Source organism: Chlamydia sp. 12-01 (genome assembly GCF_042234205.1).
Classification (GTDB): Bacteria; Chlamydiota; Chlamydiia; order Chlamydiales; family Chlamydiaceae; genus Chlamydia.
In genome coordinates this window covers 1,044,156-1,067,839 of the sequence record NZ_CP114174.1, presented here as the reverse complement: position 1 = coordinate 1,067,839, position 23,684 = coordinate 1,044,156, and the positions used below count along the sequence as shown (strand labels likewise).

Genomic DNA, 23,684 nt, shown 5'->3' with positions numbered 1-23,684 from the left:
CGTCTAATTTCTCTTCGCCTCTGTTTTGTTCACCCACCATAGTTTACCTCTTTGATTAGCCACGACTTCATGGAACTCGTGTCCTGCTCGTAAATTTGCTAAACAGGGATCATTCAGCCATAGCGACTCCGTGATTTTGAAACCAAAATCAACTGATCGCATTATCATAGCCCAAGCCTGACTAATCTCTTTTTTAACAGCATAAAACTTCCCTAGAGTATAATAAGCCTCACTACACCCTAAAGCAATTGCTTGTTCTAAATATACCCTAACTAATTCCTCAGATTCGAAACAACCTCGTTTCCAAAATAGAAATAGCCAAGCCTCTCCTAATAGGAGTAATAAATCCTCTTGGTCAGGATATTCATCTATTAATGAATTTAAAATGACCAAAGCTTCTTCGACTAGAGCCTCATCTTGCAATAGTTTCCCTTTTCCTAAAAGAGTAGAAGAAAGAATAATCTTAGCTCTGAAAGATTGCTTATCCTCATCTATACTGGACAACAAAGTATAAGCTTCATCGTAATAATCCAGAGATTCTTGAAGATCAGCTAGCAAATAGCAAGAGTGCCCCCATAATTCTAAGATTTCCATTCGATGGGTAAGATCCCAAGCTTTACGGTAATATAATAAAGATTCTTCTAAATAAATTTCCTTATAAGCAAGATCTGTTGTCACCTCCGCCAAACACTTTAAGGCAAGACCTCGATCACTCCAAAATAGAAATACTTCGGGTCGCAGAGAGCACAATCTCTTTACTACTTCAACTGCTTTTTGAAGTAACCTCGCACTCTTTTTTCTCACACCCCAGGCAAAGTATACATCAAATAACTTTTGCCAACTGTTGATATTCTCTGAATCCCATTCAATACAAGACTTAAAACATGATGCAGCGGCCGCAAAATTTGCATCGTCACTAAAATATAAAGCAGAGCAAAGTTGTACTATTCCCAATGCTTGGATTAAATGTAGATTTCCTGGAAAAGCTCTCATCGCAGCAACTATTCGTGTGCGGCTTTCCCTGAATAAATTGGGTTCATCTAAATATAGTCCTAATACCGCTATACCATTGGTTAGCAAAGCTGAGAGAATAATAGGATCGGCTCCTTTCTTTTGTGCTAAAGCCAATTTATCTAAACCCATTTCTATGTGTTTCATATTACTATTAAGCCAACCTGAACGGATTAACAGTTCCCCCCATAACACTCGTAACTCAGCAATATGAGGACATACCTGAATAGTTTGATATAATATTCTATTCGCCTGATGAAAATGCTCTTTATCATAAGTAACATCAAATAATCTTACAGCCGCTACAGCATAGCTATAGCGATAATTTTCATAAGCAGAGTTATCAATATGACGGTTAAAACTAAGAAAAATTGCTTTAGACAAATGGTCTATAGCCTGCTGTATGTAGAAGGAATTTCCAGATCCTAATCCAAAAATTTGCAAACATTCAGCATAATCTGCATGAGCACTTGCTCGATTCGGAATTAGGTTTAATACTTTAGAAAAACACTGAAAACTTCGTACAAGAGCTTCTCTTTCTTTGCTGTTATAATATAATGTTAGATAAGTTTTGCCCACAACTTCATAGACATAAGCTGTAGCTAAATACGAAACTTCTTCATGTTTGTCGCCTAAACGAAAATGCTCCCAACCTAGTTTATCAACCAAATGAGGATTAATTTTGAGTAATTGCTCTATTATATGAAAATTCTTAGTAACATGATCAAGAAATGTAATATCTCCAGTCAAAGAGAATAATTCAAAGTTAGCACATATTTTAGCAGAACATAGAGATAGTCTATCTGAAGAACTGATTCCTAATTTCTTAAATAAGAGATCTATATACGCTAAAGCATCAATCAAAATCTGAGAATTTTTCTTATTAATACCATATTTCATTCCATAGAAAATTACCTTTTTCAAGATTATAACATGATCTCGGGTAAGCATTAATAAACTCTCGGATAAGGATAAATAACCCTCTCCGATCTCCGACCTTCTCTCCAGATCTATCAACTCAGAAATAAGAAAATTTATGAACGACTCGGAACAACCAAATTCATTGGGTATTTTGGACTCTCCATAGAAATTTTTAGAAGAAATGAAAGGTAAGGATGATCCCATCTTGTGACTGCTTTACTGTCATATTCTTTTCCTCATATAATCCAGAGGATACTCTAAAAGATTGAGTTTATACCCTTAACACAGGATACAACTTCAAATAATATACTATTGTTGAAGATTTTCTGAGACAAAAAGCTGAAGTTTTCGAAACTAATATACTTAGATACTAAATATAAAAGTGTCTAACAGAAAAACTCTGAGACCAGTTTAGCTCATTTAAGTTTTTCATCAAAAATATTTTACATGAGAAATCCAAAAGAAAACTGGCTTAATCAACTATTCAGATATTGTGTTCTTCCTTATTACTACTCTCACTACCTTCCAAATCTGGAGCAGTAACCACAGCAATTCCGGGATAAACAGGTAGATTCAATTTAGGATAATATTGAGCAGAGGTATGACTACCTGAAACAATGTGGCCATTTCTAAATAAGAACATACTAATAGGTTGAAAACACCCAATTAAATAGTGACTAAATTGTCCTAATCCCTGTCGTGTACCTCCTCCTTCAAATTTAAAATTATATTGAGGAGCTAGCAGCCACAATCCACGTGAACGAATAACATCATCATTCCAATCTCTTTCTACGCAAGCATAAGCAACACGTCCACCTAAAGGGTTCAATAATCCATAAAACACGGTCATCATCGAAGCTGTGCCATAGAAAGGAGCTCTAAGTAAATTAACCAGAGATCGAGCCATTTCTCTAACAATATCTTTAAGAATAAAACGATCTTCGACGGGGATGTCCTTTTTAGAAAAGTACTGAATAGCCATTTGTAAAAGTACATAAAAAGGAATCACGATAAATCTAATCAAATTATAGATCATCTTAATAAGAACAAGAAAAGGAGCCGCTATCAAAGGGAAAACAAAAGTAGGAATTCGATAATCTACTCCATCTGGATAGAAATATACCAATGCTACTCCAGATTGTGTCTCATCTAAAGTAGATAAATCTATATGGCTCTCCTGAACTTTCTCTTGAACATTTTCTTTTTTCCCAGCCTTGGGCTTAAAATAGTAACATATCGGCATAGGAGCCCATATCCTATTCCCAAAAGGTTTAATTACCGATCCTGAAAGAACATCTACTTTTTTGCTTATTCTATGTAAAACATACATTCCCCCCATTAGCAAAATAGTTGGGACAGCTACAGCCACAACAACCGAAACCCAGGTCATGGCAAAAGCCTGAATTTGTAAAGTTCCAAGTAACATGGCCAATAAAATTAAAGTTATCAAAATGGATAAAGCAATTACAGCAATACGCATTTGACGATTAGCTTGATACGGTTCTAGATTTAAATAAGTGCGAGAATTTTTTGTAACCTTAGATTGAAATATACTTTCCCATTCTTTTTCATCTGGAAAATTTTCGGGTCTAACAGGACTCAACCCTTGGTTAACTGTAGGCAAATTAAAACAAGACATGTTACACTTTTAAAAAGTTTTATTTTATTTCAATTTCAAAGAAAAGAAATACTCGAACCACTATACTCTCATTATGCTTTTATTAAAAATTTTTAGTACCAATCATGAGAAAGAAAATCGCAAAATCGAATTATAATCTCCTATTGCTGGGAAGCATGCTAATAGGATTGGTTCTAGCTTCCTTTAATTCTCCTTTAATATTTCAAAGTGCAGAGATTATATCAGGAATTTTTTTAAAACTGTTAAGGTTTTTAAGTCTTCCTCTAGTATTTTTCGCTATTGGGTCAACAATCACATCAATTAAAAATTTTCAAATAATGTTGTCTTTGGGAAGAAAAATACTGTATTACACGCTACTTACTACAATTATAGCTGCTACAGTTGGTTTAGGATTATTTATTATTATCTATCCTGTCATGCCTTTGGAGGGAAGTCTAGAGACATCTTCAACAGCATGTTCAACTGGTTATCTTAAGGTATTGTCAAATACAATTCCTGGAAATATTCTAGAGCCATTTATAGATAATAATGTTATTTCAGCTACTTTTTTAGCTGCTTTACTAGGAATTGCTTCTCTGTTTCTTCCTGAAAAAGAAAAGAATTTCACTCACACCCTATTCTCAACATTCTTTTCTATACTTTTAAATATTGCTAAGGGGGTTCTTAAGTTACTCGCTCCAGCCACGCTAGCGTTCTCTATCCTTTTCTATAAGGAAGTCACACAGAGCCAAGGAAACTTGGTGATCTTTAGTAAATACCTTCTCTGTGTAGTGGGAGCCAACTTAATCCAAGGGTTTATTGTTTTACCATGGCTTTTGAAAGCAAATAAGCTTTCACCTTTGAAAATTGTCAAGAGTATGTCTCCAGCATTAGTTACAGCATTCTTTTCAAAATCTTCAGCCTCTACTCTCCCTCTAACGATGGAATTAGCTGAAGAGGAACTCAAGATTAAACCCTCGTTATCAAGACTGGCCTTCCCTTTATGTTCTGTTATCAATATGAACGGTTGTGCCGCCTTTATTTTAATTACGGTGCTCTTCGTGGCAACATCTAATGGTCTTAGCTTTTCTTTATTTTCCATGATTGGCTGGATATTTATTGCAACGTTATGCGCGATTGGAAATGCTGGAGTGCCTATGGGATGCTTTTTCCTTGCATCCTCCTTAATTACTTCAATGCATATTCCCCTACATTTATTAGGCCTAATTTTACCTTTTTACACTGTACTAGATATGATTGAAACGTCATTAAATGTCTGGTCTGATTGTTGCGTTGTTAGTATGACAGACAAACATTTTTCAGATAAATTTGTTGAATTAGAGTAAATATAATGAGCAAAAATCAGACCCACTTTTCTTCAAGACTAGGCTTTATTTTCTCTATGATGGGAATAGCCGTTGGTGCAGGGAACATTTGGCGTTTCCCCAGAATTGCAGCACAAAACGGTAGTGGAGCTTTTATTTTGATTTGGCTGCTATTCCTATTTATATGGTCGATTCCTCTGATCATCATTGAACTCTCTCTAGGAAAATTAACTAAAAAAGCTCCTATAGGTACGTTAATTAAAACAACGGGACCAAAATACGCATGGCTGGGAGGCTTTGTTACTCTAGTAACAACGTGTATTCTAGCTTACTATTCCAATATTGTTGGATGGGGTCTAAGCTATTTTTACTACTCAATTTCTGGTAAAATTTACGCTGGAAATAATTTTTCTCAGTTATGGGAAGCTCATTATCAAAGTTCTTTCCCATTAATATTCCATTTTCTATCTCTATTTTTAGCTTATATGATTATTCGTAAAGGTATTGTACAGGGTATTGAGAAATGCAATAAAATTCTGATTCCTTCATTCTTTGTTTGTACTCTAGTACTACTCCTTAGGGCAGTAACTCTTCCTAACGCCATGCAAGGGATCAAACAACTTTTTACTTTTGATTTGTCCTCACTTTCCAGCTATAAGTTATGGTTAGAAGCTCTAACACAAAATGCTTGGGACACAGGAGCTGGATGGGGATTGCTTCTGGTATATTCTGGGTTTGCTTCAAAGAAAACAGGTGTAGTTAGCAATGGAGCTCTTACAGCTATATCGAATAATCTAGTTTCTCTAATTATGGGGATTATTGTATTTGCGACATGTGCCTCCCTGGATGTTTTAGGAACAACACAGCTACAACAGGGCGCGGGGTCTTCAAGTATAGGTATAGCTTTTATCTATCTTCCAGAATTGTTTACAAGAGTTCCTGGATCAGCCTATTTACCAGCTATCTTTAGCTCCATATTCTTCCTTGCCTTTGCTATGGCGGCTCTCTCATCAATGATTTCAATGCTGTTTTTATTATCACAAACTCTTTCAGAATTTGGAATAAAAAAGCATGTAGCAGAGTCCTCAGCAACAATCATAGCTTTCATTCTTGGTGTGCCCTCATCTCTCAGTCTTGCAGTATTCGCAAATCAAGATACTGTTTGGGGAATCGGATTGATTATCAACGGTCTTATTTTTATCTATGCTGCAATTAGTTATGGACTTACACATTTAAAAAAGAAAATTATTAATGCTGTTCCAGGAGATATCCATCTCAATAAAGCTTTCGATCTTATGGTAAAATATTTACTTCCTATTGAAGGAGTGGTTTTACTCTGTTGGTATTTTTATGAAGGGCTTTTCCCTGAGAACGGATATTGGTGGAATCCCATATCTATATACAGTCTTTCGAGTTTAATTTTACAGTGGTCTACTGGATTAATTATTTTATGGTCATTAAATAAAAAACTTTCTAAACGCTTTTCTTTCTATAACTTAGAAAATTAAAAGCTTATATCTTGATATATTCTCTTCCTTAAGATATTCTGTCTTAAGTTTTATTATTTTTTCTCAAGATAACTTAAGGAAGCACATGTCAACAACATCAGTATCTTTACCCAGTCAAACACAAAGTCAAGACGGTTCACTAGATGGAGTTTTACTAAGCTTCAATAGCAAAATAAACAAGATAAACAAACAAGTTCAAGAACTTGAAAAAAGAGTTAATCAAATAGATAGACAATCCCATCTATCTCTTACTACAGGAAATAACGTAGCAGGAGATATGGTTCATCTCAAAGATGAGGTGGAAGATTTAAAAGGATGTTTATCCTCTGTAACAGAGCTATTAATCCAATCGAAACCATTCGGAGCTCCTAATGAACCCACACCTCGTCCAGAGGGCGCTAGCTACATAATAGGACGTGTTCCCCCCTCTATTTGTGCTAAACTTACGGCAATAGTGTTAACAATTTTAGCCCTTATTGCTATTACAATGCTTATTATCTGTATTGTGACTGTTTGCGGCGGCTTCCCTCTATTTATTTCTCTATTGAATATGTATACAGTTGGTGCTTGCATATCCTTACCTATTATTTCATGTGCAGCAGTTTCTATGATGATTCTTTGCACACTGTCTATCGGTTCTTTATTAAGAAGCAAACCAGCAATCTATATGATAAATAACTCTCAAATAGAATCTTAATTATTATTATAAAAGAATATTTAGGAGAAGCTAAGCATTATGACCTCTATAAGAAATGATTTACATCCAGCCGATACTACATTGCAACCTCCTTTACTAAGTCAGGGTGATATTGCAGTACAATTATCCAATCTTCAATCGACTTTAGCTGGGATACAACAGCAGTCTTTAGCTGGGTGGCCTCCCGTCTCTACTATGGCACCCTCTTTAGATCAAAATTATCTGATGCGATTAATGCAATCTCATATGTCAACTACCGTTGCTTCGATTTCTGAACTTAGAACTGAAGTTACTGCGATCAAGACAAAGCTACAGGGTTTATCTACCCCCACTAGTGTGTGTAGTGGGCCAATGGCGCTAGCTTCTTTTCTTCTAGCAATTTCTTTGGTCGCCGTTATCATTATTATTCTCGCCTCCTTAGGCCTTGCCGGTATACTACCTCAAGCCGCGGCAATCTTAGTTAACTCGGCCAACGCCATCTGGGCTATTGTTAGCGCCTCAATAGTAGCAGTTATCTGCCTAATTAGCGTGCTTTGTGTAACGTTAATTCGACATCATAGACCCTTACCAGCTGAAACCACCTCATCAACAGGAAATTAAAAAATAAATTATATAAAATTTATTATTGTTTAATCATCCAACTCACCTTGAAATTAATTAATTTTATCAGTTAATATATTATTTTCTTAGGTGGGTTTGTCATGCAAAAAGCCCTTCGCTTGCTACTGAATCTGCATCATGGGGAAGAGCGGAGAGCTCTCTTATTCCTGGTTTTAGGATTAATTTGGGGAATAGGTTGCTACGGATCTCTTGCGCTAAGTGAAGGGCTTTTTTTAGAAAATATAGGAACAGAAGGCCTACCATCCATTTATCTAGGCTCTTCCTCTATTTTATGCCTTCTCTCTTCACTTATTCTTTATAATTTATTCAAAAAAAGAGTTTCACCCAAAACGCTATTTTTAATGCCTATAACTAGCGTAATTGTGTGTAACCTGTATCTTCTTTGTTATGCATCAACGTGCAATGAGATCCCTGCAACACCCCTACTTATTTATCGTATGCTCTCTTGGAGCCTCATTATATTGGCATATACGAATTTTTGGGGATTTGTAGATCAATTCTTTAATCTCCAGGATGCTAAAAGACATTTCAGCGTATTCAATGCTATTATATTTCTAGGAGACGCAATTGGTTCAGGAATCGTCAATCGTATTCAGTACATAGGGATTGAAAAAATCTTAATACTCTTCATAGTCATTCTATTAAGTTGTTACCCAATAGTGCACTATGTGTCTAAATCTCTAAAGGAGTTGTCAGAGGATCACGATCACTTCTTGGATACTGGTCACCCTCCCTCAGCATCTAAAGCTTTTAAGCTATGTCTGAAAGATAGCTATACCTTCTACTTACTGTGTTTTTATTTTCTAATGCAATTGCTTGCCATTGCAACAGAATTTAATTACTTGAAAATATTCGAGACTCACTTTGCTGAAGGAGATACATACGAACTTACAGCACATATTACTAAATGGTCTTCTTGGATTTCTTTAACAAACATGTGCTTTGCCCTATTTGCTTACAGTAGAATTGTTAAAAATATCGGCGTAAATAACATCATTCTGTTTGCTCCGCTATGCTTTACTAATCTATTTCTCTGCTGGTCCTTTAAAACCTCAATCGGAATCGCAACTATAGGTATGGTAGCTCGTGAAGGGCTGACTTATGCTTTAGATGATAATAACCTACAGTTATTGATTTATGGCGTACCCAACAGTATTAGAAACCAGATTAGAATTGCTATAGAGTGCTTTATTGAACCCATAGGTATGTTTGTCTGGGCTCTCGTATGTTTTGCTATTTCCTATCAATATACAGTTTGTCTCGTCATATCTCTTGTAACAGTAGTTCTAGCCTGTTTATTACGTTCATATTATGCTAGAGCCATTCTAAGAAATTTATCTTCTCAAGCTGTCCATCTTAAAAAGACCATGTTAGAATGGATAAAAGCTATGACTCTAAAAGAAAAAAGACAGACTGAGCTTTTACTACTTACACATCTAAAACACCAACACGAAAGACATCAAATCTTTGCTTTCCAGCATCTATTAAATCTTGGCAGTCGTAGTGTGCTTCCTAGTTTATTGGCTCATATGAATAAGCTAAGCTTACCTAGTAAGCTAAAAACTATGGAGATGTTAAAGAATAGCCTCTGGGCTAGAGATTTTCTTACCTTAGAGCTTTTGAAACGTTGGTCATCAACTACTCCTCATCCTTCAATAGCTATAGGAATACACCTCTATTTTGCAGAACATGACTTATTAGGTATTTCTGATATCTCCGAAGATCTTTATGATGAGCCTGGTGATAGACTTCTTGCGGCAATCCTCACAGTTCGTCGTCAGGAAATTAGTGGACAATATCGTGATACTGCGGATTCACGACTAAAAGAACTTCTTACCTCTTCAGATTCTCAGATAGTATCCATAGGGCTTTCTATTTTAACTCTAGAAAGAAATCCCGATAATTTCCCAATTTTAATCGAGTTTCTAGATAACGTAAATAATGAGATTTTTATCCAAACATGCAAGGCTTTACAAGCATCTGTCAAGGCTACTCATAAGCCTTATTGTAAGAAGCTGATACAGGTCTTAAAACAAAATGTTCATAATGATGAGGCTTGTTATTATCTATTAAAAACAATCGGAATTATCTTAGATGCTGCATTAGTTAAAGAATTTCTAATTACTGCATCACTACTAAAAAGCGCCTCTAGAAAACATGCTGAGTCTATTATCGTAGAACTTCCTAAAGAAACTGCAATTTCATTCCTTCAGATTCTTTCCGATAATAGCATACACAACCGTTGCCGCATTCTCTCTGCAAAAGCTCTATGTAAAATTGATAATAAACTCTTTAAGAAACACGCTTATAAAATTGTAAAATCTAAAGCCTTAAAAGCAATTTTCTATGATTATCATAAAAATTATATTCAGAAATTCTATCCTAAATACAATCTCAGTCTATTAGTTAATACTCTGGAATCGAATTATCAATCAGAAGTTAACTTTATGTTTGAATTCCTGGGAATTTTAGGTTCTGTAGAACATTCTGATATTCTTATAAGAGCTCTAACAGGGAAAAACAAAAAAGCAAAAGCACAAGCTCTAGAATCTCTAGAAAAAAATTGTGAAGACTATTTATTTTCTTTGCTTGACCCCTTCATTAATGACACAGGAAAACGTAGTGAAAAATACTACCTAAAATGCGGGGTTATTCCTTTAACTTTAAAAGAGTTATTAAATATGATGGAAAACTCTCCTTCTTATTTAAGTAAACTTACATCCAGACAGTTAAAAGAAGAATTAGCAAACTGTGATGCCGATTTTCAACCAGCCCCACCGTATTCGACTTTAGATGAAGAATATGAAAATCATCATAAAGATGATTCTGATAGTCTAGTGCCCTTCTTTACTATTTAGCCAGGAGTCTCTCTTAATGAATCTAATTGACCGCGCCTTCCTTCTAAAGAAAAATCCTATTTTTAATTCTTTAGATATGGATGTTCTATTGGCTATTTCAGATAAAACTGAAATTATGATTTTTAAGCCCGGAGTAAAGATATTTTCTACAGAAGAGCCTAGCTTTAGCCTATATATCATAGTAGAAGGTTACGTCAAAATTACTGATAACAATTCCTCATTATCAGTTACAATTTCATCACAAGATTGCTTTGGAGAAGAAAGCTTGTTTAGTAATAAGCTACGGGAGTACAATGCTGAGGCTGTAACTCAAGTACGAACTCTAATCTTAAGCAAAGGACAATTTCTTAGTATTGTTGAGGAATGTCCCTCTGTTGCCCTATCACTTTTAGAACTCTACGCAAAGCAAATTACTTTTAGATATCCTTCATTATAAAAGCACGCCCAGAAACACCCTAAAAACAGATATTGTTTTAAAAGAAATAAAAAGAAATGGTGCGCTATTTTAGTGAAAACACAATGCACTAAGGATACAAACGCACCCCAAAAGGATAGTAAAACTAACCCTGACGTGTTTTAATATATGTGATAACGTCGCCTACAGTACGCAATTTCTCTGCATCCTGTTCTGAAATTTCAAAGTCAAACTTTTCTTCTAAAGTCATAATCAATTCTGTTAGGTCTAAACTATCAGCATTAAGATCTTCGATAAATGAAGAATTCTCATTTACTTCACTTGCGTCTACACCAAGCTGATCAACAATAATTAACTTTACATCATCTTCTAAACTCATTGCTATATCCTTATATTTTATCTACACAATTATCTAAAATTTCCTGAAAAAGAGAAGAACAACTAGTATCACAAAAATCCAATTTTTCAATCTAGATTGTTTGTAACCTATTAATATGTCATGCCTCCATCAACACTCAATACCTGAGAAGTTATATAAGAAGATAAGGGTGAAGCAAGAAATAATACAACATTAGCAATTTCTTCAGGGAAACCCATTCTCCCCATAGGAACATTTTTCAACCATTCAGTTTTCAAATTATCATTTAACACCTTAGTCATATCGGTATCAATACATCCTGGAGCTACACAGTTTACTCGAATATTCCTCGCAGCAACTTCCTTAGCTAAAGCCCTACTAAATCCTATAATACCTGCTTTTGCAGCTGCATAGTTAGTTTGTCCTGGACTACCCATTAGACCAACAACTGAACTAATATTAATTATGGATCCAGAACGAGCTTTAATCATAGAACGAATCACACTCGAACACACGTAATATAATGAATTTAAATTTGTATTAATAACAGCAGACCATTCTTCTTCAGACATACGCATCAAAAGATTGTCTCTAGTAATCCCTGCATTATTTACTAAAATATCAATATTACCATGTGCTGCAAGAAAATTCTGAACAGCATCTTTTACAGATTGACTATTGCTAACATCAACATTAGCAAAGGTCGCTGGTCTTCCTATTTTAGATAATTCTTCAGCGGCTTGCTTGCCACCTTCAGCATTTATTCCCCATATCTCAACATCAGCACCTTGCTCAACAAAAAGCTTAGCTATGGCAAATCCTATGCCTCTAGATCCTCCTGTAACGATCGCTTTTTTCCCTAACAATACATTATTCATATATCTATAGCTCCGCTAAAAAATTATTGATGCTTTCTACTGTACCTAAACTTTTGATGGGTTTGTTTAACCCTATGGAACGATTTAATCCAGCAAGAACCTTGCCTGGACCTATTTCTAAGAATTCATCAATTTCCAAATCTATCTTAGAACAACTTTGATACCATAATGTAGGAGAAGTCATCTGCTTTACTAAACACTGACGAATCTCATCATTATTTGTTAAAAAACCTGCAATGACATTAGATACAAATGGGATTTCAGAACTATTCATATCTAAATTATATAAATAAGGGGCTAATTCATCTTCTGCTGTCTGCATCAATGGTGTGTGAAAAGCACCGAATACTTTCAACAAAATCGCTCTTTTTGCTCCTAGATCAGTAAATAATGTAACAGCCTCTTCTATTTTTTCTCTTAAACCAGCAATCACAAGTTGTTTAGGAGCGTTATAGTTGGCAATCCAAATACCCTCCCCTAAACTCTCTAGGTTTTGCTCAACAACATCTACGGTCAAACCAAGAATCGCTGCCATGGCTCCTGGACTTTGCTGACAAGCTTGATTCATAAACTGCGCACGTTTATTAATGATATTGAAACCATCAACTGGAGAAATACGTCCAGAGGCAACTAGAGCAGTATATTCTCCCAAGCTTAGTCCAGAAACTACGGCAGGTGTTATAGAAGTTCTTGAAGTCAAAATTGTTACTACAGCTAAACTATGTAAATATATAGCTAATTGGCTGTAGGCTGTTTCGAGTAATTTTTCTTCGGGTCCATTAAACATAATTGAAGACAAAGAAAAGCTTAGCGTCTCATCAGCTAAAGAAAATATTTCAGCAGCCTCTGGATAATGTTCTACTAAATCTTTACCCATACCAACATATTGACTACCCTGGCCTGGAAATAAGAATCCTATTTTTCTTGTCATTAACTAACCTTCTATCTGCTGTAAAATAACAGCTCCCCAAGATAATCCACCTCCAAAAGCAACTAAAAGAAGGTATTCTCCAGAATTAATTACATGTGACTGTAATAATTCATCCAGAGCTATACATACAGAAGAAGCTGCTGTATTCCCATACTTCGCTAGAGTTTTAAATACTTTAGCCTCGCCTATTTTGAAACGTTTAGCTATGGCATCAATAATTCTTTCATTAGCTTGGTGTGGAACTAACCAATCTATGTCCCCTTCTTCGATTCCAGCCTCAGCAATACATGTTTTAGCAGCAGACTCCATACGTCTTACCGCGTGTTTAAACACTTCTTTGCCTTCCATAGAGATAAAATGCTTGCCTTCTGCCAAAGTCTTTTCAGAAGCAGGAAGACGACTTCCTCCAGCAGGCAGGCTTAATAGATCGGCTACACTTCCATCAGCTCCTAGACTCACATTAGTAATTTCTAAAGCTCCAGGACGACTCGCTCCTACAACGCAAGCAGAGCCTCCATCACCAAAAAGAACACATGTATTTCTATCTTCATAATTTACGAAAGAAGAAAGCTTATCTGCTGCGATGAGTAAAACATTATTATATATTCCTGATTCAATGTAAGCTTTAGCTACTGATAAACCGTATAAATAACCAGTACAAGCAGCCATACAATCGAACGCTGGAATTTCTTTTATTCCTAAATAAGCTTGAGCCAGTGCAGCACTTGAAGGAAAAATATAGTCAGGAGCTGAAGTAGAAAAAATAATACATTCTATTTGGTCTTTAGTTAGACCTGCTTTTTTTATGGCTCTTTCAGCTGCCTTAGCTCCCATGATAGATGTGTACTCACCAGCTGCAGCAATGCGCCTTTCTTTAATTCCAGTTCTTGTTACTATCCATTCATCAGAGGTGTCAACCATCTGTTCAAGATCAGAATTAGATAGGATTTTTTCGGGTAAATAAGAACCCGTAGCCCAAATAGATGCCTTTCTTGTTTTTTTCACACACAACCACAAATAAAGAAAAAAGCTAGTATACTATTCAAAGAGTTTATACCCTAACTTTTATTTTAGGTATTTAAGCCCCTTCTGCTGTCCTGAGACGTAATAAAAAACTATAGATTTCTAAAATGTTAAAATATCCAGATTATTTATCCAAATTAATCTCTTTTCTTAGGAAACTTCCAGGAGTGGGATTTAAAACAGCAGAAAAGTTAGCCTTTGAATTGCTAAACTGGGATCAGGATCAACTAGAAGCTATGGGACAAGCTTTTTCTGAAGTGTCTGCAGCACGCAGTCATTGTTCCACTTGCTTTTGCTTAAAAAACTTTCCGGAAAGCAATTGTGATTTTTGTCAAAACAATCGCGACACGTCTACATTATGTATTGTAGCAACTCCTAAAGATATTTTTTCTCTAGAACGTTCTCAAATTTTCAAAGGTCATTACTATGTGCTAGGGGCGTTATTATCACCGATAACAGGAAAACATATTGATACAGAAAGAATGTGTTTATTAAAGCAACGCGTAGAATTCTTAAGACCAAAAGAAATTATTCTAGCCCTAGATGCCACTTTAGAAGGAGATGCTACTGCTCTTTTTTTAAAACAAGAGCTTGCTTATTCTTCAGCTTCTATCTCACGTTTAGCTTTAGGCTTGCCAATAGGATTATCTTTTGATTATATAGATTCGGGAACCCTTGCCAGAGCATTTTCTGGGAGGAACCCATATTAAACTTGAAATAAAATTTTTCTATTTTTAAATTTTTTGGTTATAAAAATATAAGTATCTCTAGAAGCACTGTCAATGTTCAAGATAGTAAGATCTTGTTAAAAAACATCCTAGTCCTTATTTTTGTGCTTACTTCAATAAACAAGTTTTTCTGTCCTAGGGGAAATTCTTTCGAATGTTCATGATGCGAAATAAAGTTATTCTGCGATTTACTGTTTTGGCGCTAATTCAAGCCCCATTAGCTCTAGTAGCTACAGAAACGGTTAAAGAAGGATACACACTAGTTGAATCCATTACGATTACAACTGAGGGTGAAAATTCTTCAAACAAACATCCACTACCAAAATTAAAGACGAAAAGTGGAGCTTTGTTTTCTCAAGCAGACTTTGACGAAGATCTACGGAATCTATCTAAGGACTATGATAGAGTAGAGCCAAAAGTTGATTTTTCCAACGGAAAGACTACCATCTCTTTAGTTCTTATTGCCAAACCTTGCATTCGAAAGATTTGCATTACAGGAAATGAAGCCATACCTAATCATAAGATTCTTAAAACTTTACAAGTTTACGAAAATGATGTTTTCGATAGAGAAAAGTTCCTAAAAAACTTTGACGAACTCAGAGTTTACTATCTTAAGCGCGGCTACTTTGAATCTAATCTTTGTTATGATCTAGATCATAATGAACACCAAGGCTACATCGATATAACTGTTCGAATTCAAGAAGGCCCTTGTGGAAAAATTAAAAAATTAGAAATTTGTGGACTTAATAGATGTGAGAAGGCTGATGTTAAGGAACTCATTCTTACTAAACAGTATTCAAAAACCACCAGTTGGTTTACAGGAAGCGGTCTATATCATCCAGATGTTGTTGAACAGGACTCGTTTGCAATTACCAATTATTTACATAACTTAGGTTATGCAGACGCAACAGTTACCCCTAGACGCGAAGTTGATGAGTGTGGGAATATCGTACTTTATATGGACGTAGATAAAGGTCCTCTTTATACTCTAGGACACGTTCATATTGAAGGATTCAACATCCTCCCTAAACGACTGGTAGAAAAACAATTATCTGCGGGTCCTAATGATATCTATTGTCCCGAAAATATATGGGATGGAGCCCAGAAGATTAAGAATACCTATGCTAAATACGGGTATATCAATACTAATGTTGACGTAACATTCTCTCCCCATGCATCACGTTCTGTTTATGATATAACTTACCAAGTAAGTGAGGGGTCCCCCTATAAAGTGGGTTTAATCAAAATTACAGGAAACACTCATACAAAGCATGATGTTATTCTACACGAAAGCAGCCTATTCCCAGGGGATACTTTCAATAGATTAAAACTTGAGGATACTGAACAACGTTTAAGAAATACGGGTTATTTCCAAAGTGTTAGTGTCTATACAGTACGTTCTCAATTAGATCCTTTGGATAATTCTGAGGAATATCGTGATATCTTTATAGATGTTAAAGAAACCACAACAGGAAACCTGGGGTTATTCCTAGGATTTAGTTCCTTAGACAACCTATTTGGAGGAGTTGAACTTTCTGAAAGTAATTTCGATCTTCTAGGTATCAGACATTTATTCTCGAAAGGTTTTAAATGCTTAAGGGGTGGTGGAGAATATTTATTCTTAAAAGCTAATTTTGGGGATAAGGTCACGGATTATACCATTAAATGGACTAAACCTCATTTTTTAAATACACCTTGGATTCTAGGTGTAGAACTTGACAAATCTATTAATAGAGCTCTCTCCAAAGATTATTCTGTTGAGACTTATGGAGGAAATGTCAGTACTACATATATCTTAAATCAACAATTAAAATATGGAATCTACTATCGCGGTACTCAAACCAGTTTACATAAAAAGAAAAGAAATCAAACAGGACCTGATCTTGCTGCTAATAAAGGTTTCGTATCTGCTGCTGGTGTAAACTTAAATTATGATTCTGTAAATAATCCTAGAAATCCTACGACAGGAATACGTAGTGGCGTAAACTTCGAAGTTTCCGGTCTCGGAGGTACATATCACTTTACAAAGCTCTCCATAAATAGTTCGATATATCGAAAACTAACTAGAAAAGGGGTTTTAAAAATTAAAGGAGAAGCTCAGTTTCTTAAACCATTTGGCGATACAACTATAGAAGGTATTCCCATCAGTGAACGCTTCTTCTTAGGTGGAGAAACTACTGTTCGTGGATACAAACCATTTATTATCGGTCCCAAGTTCTCTCCTACAGAACCTCAGGGTGGTCTATCCTCTCTTCTACTTACTGAAGAGTTTCAATATCCTTTGATCAATCAACCTAATGTTAGTGCTTTTGTCTTCCTAGATTCAGGATTTATTGGACTGAAAGAATACACTATCCGATTAAAAGATCTTTGTGGTAGTGCAGGATTTGGTCTACGCTTTGACGTAATGAACAATGTTCCCGTTATGTTAGGGTTTGGTTGGCCATTCCGTCCCACAGAAGTATTTGAAGGTGAAAAGATCGATGTTTCACAAAGATTCTTCTTTGCTTTAGGAGGCGTCTTCTAAATATAGCTAAGAAAGAAAGTATATGAAACTCTAAATCTTTGGTTGTCTTCAGAGAGAGCTTTTGCTAATCTAAAGCTCTTCATCTCTTAGATCTTATAAAGGTTAATATGAAAAAATCATTATGCTCTGTTTTTCTAACTTTACTAACTTTAGCAAGTACACAACAAGTTTTTGCTGATGACGACTCTCATGAGGATGGCCTAGGTGTTGTTAGCTTGAAGCGTTGTTTAGAAGAATCTGCTTTTGGAAAAAAAGAAACAGAAGAACTTGAAAATATGAAGCAACAGTTCTCTAAAAATTCTGAAAAAATGGAAGAAGAACTGACAGCACTTTATAACAAATTACAAGACGAAGACTACATAGAGAGTCTTTCCACTTCAGCTGCTGATGAACTAAGAAAAAAGTTTGAAAATCTTTCTGCAGAATATAATGCCTTACAGTCTCAATATTACCAGATGTTGAACCAAAGCAATATGAAAAGAGTTCAAAAACTTATACAGGAAGTAAAAAAAGCTTCGGAAATCGTACGTATAAAAGAAGGCTTACAAGCTATCTTTAATGATGAAGTAGTTCTATCCATTGCTTCTAGTGCTGATAAAACTAATGAGATTATCAAAATTCTTGATGAATCTTTTAAAAATAACTAAGATACCTCAAGAACCAAGGAGTTTTGTATGCCTCAAGAACTGGTCTATACTCTTCAACAGTTAGCAGATCTATTAAAAGTTGAAGTTCAAGGAAATACAGAAACTCCTATTTCAGGTGTTGAAGAAATAAGCGAAGCTCAAGCTCATCATATTACTTTTTTAGATAACGAAAAATACTCTCGTTTTATAAAAGTAACCGAAGCTGGAGCTATTATTCTATCGAAAGCTCAAGCCCAAAAGTATGGTCATTTAAATAAGAACTTTCTTGTCGTCTCTGAATTTCCATCAATAGCTTTTCAGAAATGTATAGAGTTATTTATTCCTCCTGTTGATTCAGGATTCCCTGAAATTCATCCTACAGCTGTTATTCACCCTACAGCACATATCGGTAAAAGTGTTTGTATAGAACCATATGCTGTTATATGCCAACACGCCCATATTGGAGACTCTTCTTATATTGGAGCAGGAAGTGTTATAGGTGCTTATTCGACTCTTGGAGAACATTGTCTTGTTCATCCTAAAGTAGTCATCCGTGAACGTGTTGAAATAGGTAAACGGGTTATTGTTCAACCTGGAGCTATCATTGGTTCATGTGGTTTTGGTTACATAACTAATGCTTTTGGTCGTCACAAGCATCTAAAACATTTAGGTAAGGTGATCATCGAAGATGATGTCGAAATAGGAGCGAATACTACAATAGACAGAGGTCGTTTCAAAAATAGCATCATACGTGAAGGTACAAAAATTGATAATCAGGTGCAAATAGCTCATCACGTGGAGATCGGAAAACATAGCATGATTGTTGCTCAGGCAGGAATCGCTGGTTCTACAAAAATTGGTAACCACGTTATCATTGGAGGGCAGACAGGAATTACAGGTCATATTTCAATAACAGACCATGTAATTATGATGGCTCAAACAGGAGTTACTAAATCTATTTCTTCTCCAGGAATCTATGGAGGAGCTCCAGCACGTCCTTATCAAGAAATTCATCGCCAAGTTGCAAAAATCCGTGGTTTGCCTAAATTAGAAGAACGTTTAGGTATGTTAGAAGAGAAAATCAAGGGATTATCTGCAAGATCCGAAGAGGCACAAATAATCCCTTAGTTAAATTATGCTATCATAGCTTTAAAACGTCGTTTTAACGTTAAAACTTTGATTACACTTTTATTGACGATTGCTGGGCTAATTTGTCCCGTGGTAATTAATTGAGTTAAGGCTTTTATTCCTTCTTTAAGCTCTTTAAGACTCGAGAAAGTAAAGCACTCGACTCCATGATTTAATGCTTTAATTGTATTCTCAACATTCGCAAGCATAGAACATCCCATAAACTTCACACTAGAGAAATCCACATCAATTGCTAAACCTCGAATAGTATTTGCTAGACTATAACGTAAGGCTATGGGACTAGGCGTGGTTATTGTAGAAGAAAAATCACAATGGTGTAATTTTCCCTGTATATTACCCGAATATTTTAGTCCTTTAACTAATTCAGAATAACTGAATAAATCCATACAGACTATTTCTTTGAAAATTAAAGAAATAATAACTCCGTAGTCTTTGAGCAGTACACCTAAGTTAGTTCCTAAATCATATAGATTTTCGCAGTCCATCAAAGATAAATCTTGATACGATAAATAAAACTGCAAACTATGAGATATAGAGCATCCTAGAAGCAAGGGAATCACCTGGGATCGATTGAAATCACGAATGTATCTACATTGTTTTTCAAAAGAACCGCAGGAGAATAACACTCCGCCTAAACCGTAGCTCTGTTCAAGTTGATCAATAGTGGTTATAAAATCATCCCACTCTAGTCCACAAGATGGGACATAAAAAAATAATTGAGCTAATTTTCTATCCATTGAGGTAAGCATTGAAAATAACTCTTTAGTCTCCTCTAATTCCTCATTTTTATAGGGCATCCATTGGGTTTTCTTTAAATAGTTACTGGCGTCTTCTCTTCCCCGCTGAAATTCTTGAGCTGAGGTAACAACACGCTTAGTTATAGTTAATAGTTTCTTCTTGAGTTCATTATCTTTCTTATTGTTGTTGTCATTATGGGAATTTGGATCCCTCATGACACCATCTATCTGTTCCACATAAAAATGATTCTGACGATTTAGTCTGCTAAAAACGTCCATGTGTCCACAGTCCTTTACTTCTTGGTCGGAAATATACAAATGGAAAGATATTAAAGATTTTTCTTTTTTTTAAAAAACTTAATTACTTTTTTGGTCTTGTCTTTTCAAATCCATGACTTTATAATGGGAGTGAACTTAATCCTTGACGCAACTCTCGTATCAAGCATGCCCAACTCTCTTCATTACAATATCGCCTCTAAAGAATCTGATGAGGTTACTGTAAAAAATATTATTGACATATACGGCGTACCTCGCTGTCTGGAATTTGTGAAACATATGCTATTGATTCGTGAGTTTGAGACTCGTGGTGAAGAAGCTTATCTAGAAGGTCTAGTCGGTGGTTTTTATCATTCCTATAGTGGTCAAGAAGCTGTTGCCACTGCGGCGCTAGCCAATACAGGGCTAGATCAATGGTTTTTCTCTTCCTATCGTTGTCACGCTTTAGCAGTATTACTCAATATTCCTCTACGCTCACTTGCAGCGGAATTATTAGGAAAAGAAACTGGTTGTGCATTAGGTCGAGGCGGCTCTATGCACATGTGTGGGACAAATTTCCCTGGAGGATTTGGAATCGTAGGTGGTCAAATCCCACTAGCTGCAGGAGCTGCATTTGCAATAAAATATCGTGGAGAAAATAGAATTTCCCTAGCATTTATTGGAGATGGAGCTGTTGCTCAAGGAGTATTTCACGAAACGTTAAACTTCGCCTCATTACACGACCTTCCCCTAATGCTAGTTATAGAGAACAATGGTTGGGGTATGGGAACAGCTCTTAATCGCGCTATTGCAAAACAGCCTATAGGAGAGTCTCAGGGATCTTCTTATGGAATCCGCTCTTTTACTTTGAACGGCTTTGACCTCTTTAACTGTCTTCTAGGCTTTAAAGAAGCTTATGAGTATATGCAACAGACTCATCTTCCCGTTATTGTTGAGTGTTTATGCTCTCGATTTAGAGGACATTCCATTTCTGATCCTAATCTTTATAGAAGTAAAGAAGAAATGCAATGCGTCATAAAAAAAGACCCCATTATTTTTGCTAAAAAATGGTTAATCCAGTTGGGAGTGTTATCGGAAGAGAATTTCCAAGCACTACGTCAAGAATGTAAGGACAAAGTTTTAAAAGCTTTTACTAAAGCAAAATCAGATCCTGAGCCAGCGATCGCTACATTAGAAGAAGGTGTCTATGCCTAAGCACGTTACATTAGAAATCCGAGAAGCTATTAGAGAAGCTATTGATGAAGAAATGGCTAGGGATCCTAATGTATGTATACTAGGAGAAGAAGTTGCCGAATATAATGGTGCCTATAAAGTTACGAAGGGCCTTTTAGATAAATGGTCATCATCAAGAGTTATCGATACACCTATCAGTGAAGCAGCATTTACAGGTATCGGTATCGGAGCCGCATTAACAGGACTACGCCCAATTATTGAATTTATGAGTTGGAACTTCTCTTTAGTTGCCGCGGATCAGATTATCTCTCACGCTGCAAAAATGTATTATATGACTGGAGGAAAATTTTCAGTTCCTATTGTATTTCGTGGACCTAATGGAGCTGCAGCACAAGTATCTTGCCAACACTCTCATTGCGTAGAAGCTCTATATGCTAATATCCCAGGTTTAATTGTCATTTCTCCATCAAATCCTTATGATGCTAAGGGATTATTAAAATCCGCAATTAGGAATGATAACCCCGTCCTCTTCCTGGAAAATGAATTAGAGTACAATCTAAAAGGTGAAGTTCCTGTTGGAGAATACTTAGTTCCTATTGGAAAATCTCGTATCATTGAGGAGGGTACAGACCTAACAATTATTACTTATGGCCGTATGGTTTCTATAGTAAAACAGGCTGTAAAGATAGCCAAACAACGTTATGGTCTTTCTATAGAAATTATTGATCTGCGTACAATCAAACCTCTAGACATCTCTGGAATATTTTCTTCAGTAAAGAAAACAGGAAATTGTATAGTTGTAGAAGAGGGACACTATTTTGCGGGAATCTCTGCGGAAATCATTACTGAAATTACAGAACATGTTTTTGATTATCTAGATAGTCCGCCTTTAAGGGTATGCCAAAAAGAAACTCCTATGCCTTACAACAAGATACTAGAGCAAGCAACTCTCCCAAATGTAAATCGTATTTTAGATACTATCGAAAAAATCATGAGGTAAATTTGTGATTTCTCTATTAAAAATGCCTAAACTCTCTCCAACTATGGAAGTTGGAACAATCATAAAATGGCACAAAAGCAATGGCAATAAAATAGAGTTTGGTGATGTCCTTGTCGAAATATCAACTGATAAAGCTGTGTTAGAACATACAGCATCTGAAGAGGGATGGTTTCGAGAATGTCTTATTAAAGAAGGGACAAAAGTACAAATAGGTACACCTATAGCTGTCATATCTTCTGAAAAAGATGAGTCTTTTAACTTAGAGGAGTTGCTTCCAAAATCTCCAATTTCACAACCCTCTACAGAAAATAGCGAACAAGTAGAAGACGTTGTATCCAACATAACCTATCAGGGTTCTCCTATGATGGTAGCTTTTGGATTCAAGCCTGAACCCCCTCTTTCTGAACCCCTATCTTTAAAACAAGATTCTTCAAAATCCCCAGTTTCTCCTTTAGCTAAACGCGTAGCTAAGGAAAAGAATTTGGATATTTCTGGAATTAAAGGTAGCGGTCCTGGAGGACGTATAGTTGAAAAAGACCTTGAAAAAGCTCCCACCAAAGGTATTGCAGGTTTTGGTTATCCTGAGGCTCCCGAAGTCCATCCAGGGGCCTATCATGAAGAAGCTCTCTCTCCTGTTCGAGAAATCATTGCACAAAGATTACAAGCTGCAAAAACTTTCGTTCCCCATTTTTATGTACGGCAAAAAGTTTATACTTCTCCATTATTAGCCCTACTTAAAGAATTGCAGATTCAAGGAATCAAGCTTTCTATTAACGATTGTATTGTTCGTGCTTGTGCTTTAGCTTTAAAAGAGTTTCCAGAAGTAAATTCAGGATTCAATAGCGTTGATAATAAAATTGTACGTTTTGAAACTATTGATATTTCTATAGCTGTAGCTATTCCGGATGGTGTAATTACTCCAATCGTACGCTGTGCTGATCGTAAGAATATCGGAATGATCTCAGCAGAAATTAAGAGTTTAGCTTCTAAAGCTAAATCTCAATCCTTAAAAGAGGAAGAGTACAAAGGCGGGTCCTTCTGCGTTTCTAATTTAGGCATGACAGGAATTACCGAATTCACAGCAATTATCAATCCTCCTCAAGCAACCATTCTTGCTGTGGGTAGTATTCAAGAAGAGCCTGTGGTAATGAATGGAGATATTATCGTTGGCTCTACATGCACGCTGACATTATCCATAGATCATCGTGTCATCGATGGATATCCTGCAGCGATGTTTATGAAACGTCTACAGAAGATCCTAGAAGCACCCGCAGTACTTTTATTAAACTAAGAGATCTGTGATT

20 protein-coding genes are annotated in these 23,684 nt (G+C 35.9%); 13 read left to right on the top strand and 7 right to left on the bottom strand.

The window, feature by feature from the left end; genetic code table 11:
• Positions 1-3: 3 nt before the first annotated feature.
• The gene (locus tag O1W69_RS04645; protein ID WP_375793394.1) at positions 4-2,136 is read right to left on the bottom strand and encodes a hypothetical protein; all 2,133 of its coding nucleotides are present in this window, start codon (positions 2,134-2,136) and stop codon (positions 4-6) included.
• Between the two features lie 280 nt (positions 2,137-2,416).
• Complete coding sequence (locus O1W69_RS04640) at positions 2,417-3,571, bottom strand: hypothetical protein (RefSeq protein ID WP_375793393.1); 1,155 nt, start codon at positions 3,569-3,571, stop codon at positions 2,417-2,419.
• Positions 3,572-3,675: 104 nt separating this feature from the next.
• On the opposite strand from O1W69_RS04640, the gene O1W69_RS04635 reads away from it, so the two are divergent.
• The 6 genes from O1W69_RS04635 to O1W69_RS04610 all read left to right on the top strand — a co-directional run bounded on the left by O1W69_RS04635 (position 3,676) and on the right by O1W69_RS04610 (position 10,995).
• Positions 3,676-4,896, top strand: a complete 1,221-nt coding sequence (locus O1W69_RS04635) for a dicarboxylate/amino acid:cation symporter (protein WP_375793392.1) — start codon at positions 3,676-3,678, stop codon at positions 4,894-4,896.
• A 5-nt stretch (positions 4,897-4,901) separates the two neighbouring features.
• Complete coding sequence (locus tag O1W69_RS04630; protein WP_375793391.1) at positions 4,902-6,383, top strand: sodium-dependent transporter; 1,482 nt, start codon at positions 4,902-4,904, stop codon at positions 6,381-6,383.
• A gap of 85 nt (positions 6,384-6,468) precedes the next feature.
• Entirely contained in the window at positions 6,469-7,080 is a 612-nt protein-coding gene (incB, locus tag O1W69_RS04625; protein WP_375793390.1) for an inclusion membrane protein IncB, read from the top strand.
• A 39-nt stretch (positions 7,081-7,119) separates the two neighbouring features.
• The gene (locus O1W69_RS04620) at positions 7,120-7,680 is read left to right on the top strand and encodes a hypothetical protein (RefSeq protein ID WP_375793389.1); all 561 of its coding nucleotides are present in this window, start codon (positions 7,120-7,122) and stop codon (positions 7,678-7,680) included.
• A gap of 101 nt (positions 7,681-7,781) precedes the next feature.
• On the top strand, positions 7,782-10,559 hold the full coding sequence (locus O1W69_RS04615; protein ID WP_375793388.1) for a hypothetical protein: 2,778 nt from the start codon (positions 7,782-7,784) through the stop codon (positions 10,557-10,559).
• Positions 10,560-10,575: 16 nt separating this feature from the next.
• A complete protein-coding gene (locus O1W69_RS04610) occupies positions 10,576-10,995 on the top strand; it encodes a cyclic nucleotide-binding domain-containing protein (RefSeq protein ID WP_375793387.1) in 420 nt (139 codons plus the stop codon).
• Positions 10,996-11,119: 124 nt separating this feature from the next.
• Here the strand turns inward: O1W69_RS04610 and acpP are convergent, their stop codons facing one another.
• The 4 genes from acpP to O1W69_RS04590 all read right to left on the bottom strand — a co-directional run bounded on the left by acpP (position 11,120) and on the right by O1W69_RS04590 (position 14,146).
• Entirely contained in the window at positions 11,120-11,353 is a 234-nt protein-coding gene (gene acpP / locus O1W69_RS04605; protein ID WP_375793386.1) for an acyl carrier protein, read from the bottom strand.
• Positions 11,354-11,463: 110 nt separating this feature from the next.
• Complete coding sequence (gene fabG / locus O1W69_RS04600; protein WP_375793385.1) at positions 11,464-12,210, bottom strand: 3-oxoacyl-ACP reductase FabG; 747 nt, start codon at positions 12,208-12,210, stop codon at positions 11,464-11,466.
• 4 nt (positions 12,211-12,214) lie between these two features.
• Positions 12,215-13,141, bottom strand: a complete 927-nt coding sequence (gene fabD / locus O1W69_RS04595) for an ACP S-malonyltransferase (RefSeq protein ID WP_375793384.1) — start codon at positions 13,139-13,141, stop codon at positions 12,215-12,217.
• Positions 13,142-13,144: 3 nt separating this feature from the next.
• Positions 13,145-14,146: a beta-ketoacyl-ACP synthase III gene (locus tag O1W69_RS04590; protein WP_375793383.1), complete on the bottom strand. Its 1,002-nt coding sequence runs from the start codon at positions 14,144-14,146 to the stop codon at positions 13,145-13,147.
• A 125-nt stretch (positions 14,147-14,271) separates the two neighbouring features.
• Here O1W69_RS04590 and recR point away from each other — a divergent pair, with 125 nt between their 5' ends.
• From recR to lpxD, 4 genes are all read left to right on the top strand, one after another.
• The gene (gene recR / locus O1W69_RS04585; protein WP_375793382.1) at positions 14,272-14,874 is read left to right on the top strand and encodes a recombination mediator RecR; all 603 of its coding nucleotides are present in this window, start codon (positions 14,272-14,274) and stop codon (positions 14,872-14,874) included.
• A 172-nt stretch (positions 14,875-15,046) separates the two neighbouring features.
• Positions 15,047-17,419: an outer membrane protein assembly factor BamA gene (bamA, locus tag O1W69_RS04580; protein ID WP_375793381.1), complete on the top strand. Its 2,373-nt coding sequence runs from the start codon at positions 15,047-15,049 to the stop codon at positions 17,417-17,419.
• A 107-nt stretch (positions 17,420-17,526) separates the two neighbouring features.
• Positions 17,527-18,066: an OmpH family outer membrane protein gene (locus tag O1W69_RS04575; protein WP_375793380.1), complete on the top strand. Its 540-nt coding sequence runs from the start codon at positions 17,527-17,529 to the stop codon at positions 18,064-18,066.
• A gap of 27 nt (positions 18,067-18,093) precedes the next feature.
• Positions 18,094-19,173, top strand: a complete 1,080-nt coding sequence (gene lpxD, locus O1W69_RS04570) for a UDP-3-O-(3-hydroxymyristoyl)glucosamine N-acyltransferase (RefSeq protein WP_375793379.1) — start codon at positions 18,094-18,096, stop codon at positions 19,171-19,173.
• A 5-nt stretch (positions 19,174-19,178) separates the two neighbouring features.
• Here the strand turns inward: lpxD and O1W69_RS04565 are convergent, their stop codons facing one another.
• Positions 19,179-20,210, bottom strand: a complete 1,032-nt coding sequence (locus O1W69_RS04565; protein WP_375793378.1) for a hypothetical protein — start codon at positions 20,208-20,210, stop codon at positions 19,179-19,181.
• Positions 20,211-20,375: 165 nt separating this feature from the next.
• Here O1W69_RS04565 and pdhA point away from each other — a divergent pair, with 165 nt between their 5' ends.
• Genes pdhA through O1W69_RS04550 form a run of 3 tightly spaced genes read left to right on the top strand, consistent with a single transcriptional unit; the run spans position 20,376 to position 23,671 of the window.
• Positions 20,376-21,401, top strand: coding sequence for a pyruvate dehydrogenase (acetyl-transferring) E1 component subunit alpha (gene pdhA, locus O1W69_RS04560; RefSeq protein WP_375793377.1), 1,026 nt, complete (start codon positions 20,376-20,378; stop codon positions 21,399-21,401).
• Positions 21,394-22,380, top strand: a complete 987-nt coding sequence (locus O1W69_RS04555; RefSeq protein WP_375793376.1) for an alpha-ketoacid dehydrogenase subunit beta — start codon at positions 21,394-21,396, stop codon at positions 22,378-22,380. The genes pdhA and O1W69_RS04555 overlap by 8 nt, the downstream gene beginning before the upstream one ends.
• Before the next feature lie 4 nt (positions 22,381-22,384).
• Positions 22,385-23,671: a pyruvate dehydrogenase complex dihydrolipoamide acetyltransferase gene (locus O1W69_RS04550; RefSeq protein ID WP_375793375.1), complete on the top strand. Its 1,287-nt coding sequence runs from the start codon at positions 22,385-22,387 to the stop codon at positions 23,669-23,671.
• Positions 23,672-23,684: the final 13 nt, after the last annotated feature.

Excerpts from the sequence above, each read along its gene's own strand:
- O1W69_RS04645 (WP_375793394.1), bottom strand. The coding sequence starts at position 2,136 with ATGGGATCATCCTTACCTTTCATTTCTTCTAAAAATTTCTATGGAGAG.
- O1W69_RS04640 (WP_375793393.1), bottom strand. The coding sequence starts at position 3,571 with ATGTCTTGTTTTAATTTGCCTACAGTTAACCAAGGGTTGAGTCCTGTT.
- O1W69_RS04635 (WP_375793392.1), top strand. The coding sequence starts at position 3,676 with ATGAGAAAGAAAATCGCAAAATCGAATTATAATCTCCTATTGCTGGGA.
- O1W69_RS04630 (WP_375793391.1), top strand. The coding sequence starts at position 4,902 with ATGAGCAAAAATCAGACCCACTTTTCTTCAAGACTAGGCTTTATTTTC.
- incB (WP_375793390.1), top strand. The coding sequence starts at position 6,469 with ATGTCAACAACATCAGTATCTTTACCCAGTCAAACACAAAGTCAAGAC.
- O1W69_RS04620 (WP_375793389.1), top strand. The coding sequence starts at position 7,120 with ATGACCTCTATAAGAAATGATTTACATCCAGCCGATACTACATTGCAA.
- O1W69_RS04615 (WP_375793388.1), top strand. The coding sequence starts at position 7,782 with ATGCAAAAAGCCCTTCGCTTGCTACTGAATCTGCATCATGGGGAAGAG.
- O1W69_RS04610 (WP_375793387.1), top strand. The coding sequence starts at position 10,576 with ATGAATCTAATTGACCGCGCCTTCCTTCTAAAGAAAAATCCTATTTTT.
- acpP (WP_375793386.1), bottom strand. The coding sequence starts at position 11,353 with ATGAGTTTAGAAGATGATGTAAAGTTAATTATTGTTGATCAGCTTGGT.
- fabG (WP_375793385.1), bottom strand. The coding sequence starts at position 12,210 with ATGAATAATGTATTGTTAGGGAAAAAAGCGATCGTTACAGGAGGATCT.
- fabD (WP_375793384.1), bottom strand. The coding sequence starts at position 13,141 with ATGACAAGAAAAATAGGATTCTTATTTCCAGGCCAGGGTAGTCAATAT.
- recR (WP_375793382.1), top strand. The coding sequence starts at position 14,272 with ATGTTAAAATATCCAGATTATTTATCCAAATTAATCTCTTTTCTTAGG.
- bamA (WP_375793381.1), top strand. The coding sequence starts at position 15,047 with ATGTTCATGATGCGAAATAAAGTTATTCTGCGATTTACTGTTTTGGCG.
- O1W69_RS04575 (WP_375793380.1), top strand. The coding sequence starts at position 17,527 with ATGAAAAAATCATTATGCTCTGTTTTTCTAACTTTACTAACTTTAGCA.
- lpxD (WP_375793379.1), top strand. The coding sequence starts at position 18,094 with ATGCCTCAAGAACTGGTCTATACTCTTCAACAGTTAGCAGATCTATTA.
- O1W69_RS04565 (WP_375793378.1), bottom strand. The coding sequence starts at position 20,210 with ATGGACGTTTTTAGCAGACTAAATCGTCAGAATCATTTTTATGTGGAA.
- pdhA (WP_375793377.1), top strand. The coding sequence starts at position 20,376 with ATGCCCAACTCTCTTCATTACAATATCGCCTCTAAAGAATCTGATGAG.
- O1W69_RS04555 (WP_375793376.1), top strand. The coding sequence starts at position 21,394 with ATGCCTAAGCACGTTACATTAGAAATCCGAGAAGCTATTAGAGAAGCT.